Source organism: Vibrio sp. Vb0349 (assembly GCF_033338975.1).
On record NZ_JAWOTS010000127.1, the window covers coordinates 1 to 1,657 of the forward strand.

Annotated in this window: 2 protein-coding genes; one reads left to right on the top strand and one right to left on the bottom strand. The window is 47.6% G+C overall.

The window, feature by feature from the left end; translation table 11 throughout:
* The first annotated feature begins 2 nt into the window (after window positions 1-2).
* Window positions 3-1,211 carry an FAD-dependent 2-octaprenylphenol hydroxylase gene (locus R7Q47_RS23800; protein ID WP_318089621.1) on the top strand — a complete coding sequence of 403 codons (1,209 nt, stop codon included), beginning with the start codon at window positions 3-5 and terminating at the stop codon, window positions 1,209-1,211.
* Window positions 1,212-1,293: 82 nt separating this feature from the next.
* On the opposite strand, the gene R7Q47_RS23805 is transcribed toward R7Q47_RS23800, so the two are convergent.
* Window positions 1,294-1,500 carry a DUF1107 domain-containing protein gene (locus R7Q47_RS23805; RefSeq protein ID WP_005380970.1) on the bottom strand — a complete coding sequence of 69 codons (207 nt, stop codon included), beginning with the start codon at window positions 1,498-1,500 and terminating at the stop codon, window positions 1,294-1,296.
* Between the last annotated feature and the right edge of the window lie 157 nt (window positions 1,501-1,657).

The window sequence follows — 1,657 nt, forward strand, 5'->3', positions numbered from 1 at the left end:
CAATGATGCAAAGTGTAGATATCGCCATCATCGGCGGAGGGATGGTTGGGTTGGCGCTTGCCGCCGCATTCAAAGACAGTGACCTGCGTATCGCCGTGATCGAAGGTAGCGTGCCAGATGAAACGTTGAATGAACTGCCTGATGTGCGAGTTTCTGCACTGAGCCGCTCAAGTGAAACCATTTTACGTAAGCTAGGAGCTTGGCAGGGTATTGAGCAACGCCGTGCTTCACCTTACTACGGTATGGAAGTGTGGGAGCAAGACAGCTTCGCAAAAATAGAGTTTGATGCACAAAGTATGGCACAACCTGATTTGGGTCATATCGTTGAAAATCGCGTGATTCAGTTAGCGTTGTTGGAACAAGTGCAAAAGCTAGAGAATGTGACGCTATTCATGCCAGCGCGCTGTGCGACACTCGCGGTCGGTGAACAAGAGAGTTGGTTAACGCTCGATAACGGCCAAGCGATGACAGCGAAGCTGGTGGTGGGCGCAGATGGCGCGAATTCGTGGCTGCGTAACCAGATGGATATTCCTTTGACGCATTGGGACTACGGTCACCATGCGTTGGTTGCTAATGTGAAAACAGCGGATCCGCACCACAGCATCGCGCGTCAGATTTTTACACCTCACGGGCCTTTGGCATTCTTGCCAATGTCTCAACCAAACATGTGTTCTATCGTTTGGTCGACAGAGCCAAACCGAGCGGAAGAATTGCTGGTCATGAGCGATGAAGCGTTCAACAAAACGCTAACCAGCGAATTTGATGCTCGTTTAGGCGTGTGTGAAGTGGTGGGAGGGCTAGCGGCGTTTCCGCTAAAAATGCGTTATGCCCGAGACTTTGTGGTTGAGCGTGTTGCACTGGTTGGCGATGCGGCTCATACCATCCACCCTTTAGCTGGCCAAGGCGTGAACCTCGGCTTATTGGATGCAGCCAGTCTGGCGCAAGAAGTACTGACTCTTTGGAAACAAGGGCAAGACATTGGTAGTAAACGCAATCTGCGTGGCTATGAGCGTTGGCGTAAGGCTGAAGCGGCGAAGATGATTGCGGCGATGCAAGGTTTCCGTGATTTATTCTCTGGTGGCCATCCAGCGAAAAAACTGGTTCGCGGTATTGGCTTGAGTTTAGCGGGACAATTACCGGGTGCTAAAGATGAGATCATGAAGCGTGCACTGGGTTTGAAGGGGCACCTACCAGAACTGGCTCGTCAATAGCTCTGAGTTACATTACCTGAAAATACAAAAGGCTGGATAATCCAGCCTTTGTTTTACTTATCTTTTTGACATCGATGAAGTGCTAAGCGTATGCGCATCGGAGTTTCATTATTTCTTGGTTAATCTCTTTTACCGCTCGAAAATGACGTTGCTCCGCTTTTTCCGGTAGTATCAATTTACCGTTATCAAACTCGAATCTTCCGACCCCGTAAATATAGATTCTTCCCTTAAAAAGACGACTTATATGTTTAGCAATCATACTTGGTGTATAGCGCTTAAACAGTCTCATATTTACTTTCCTTTTCTCTTACCTAGCCCAGTTATTCTACGTTTTGGACGTAAAAATTATTGTGACAGCAATAGTATTAAGTACAGGTGAAATGTATCGCTTTGGAGAATTGTGCTGCCTTAGACAAATTGACAGACTGATATCTCAAATAGCGTGA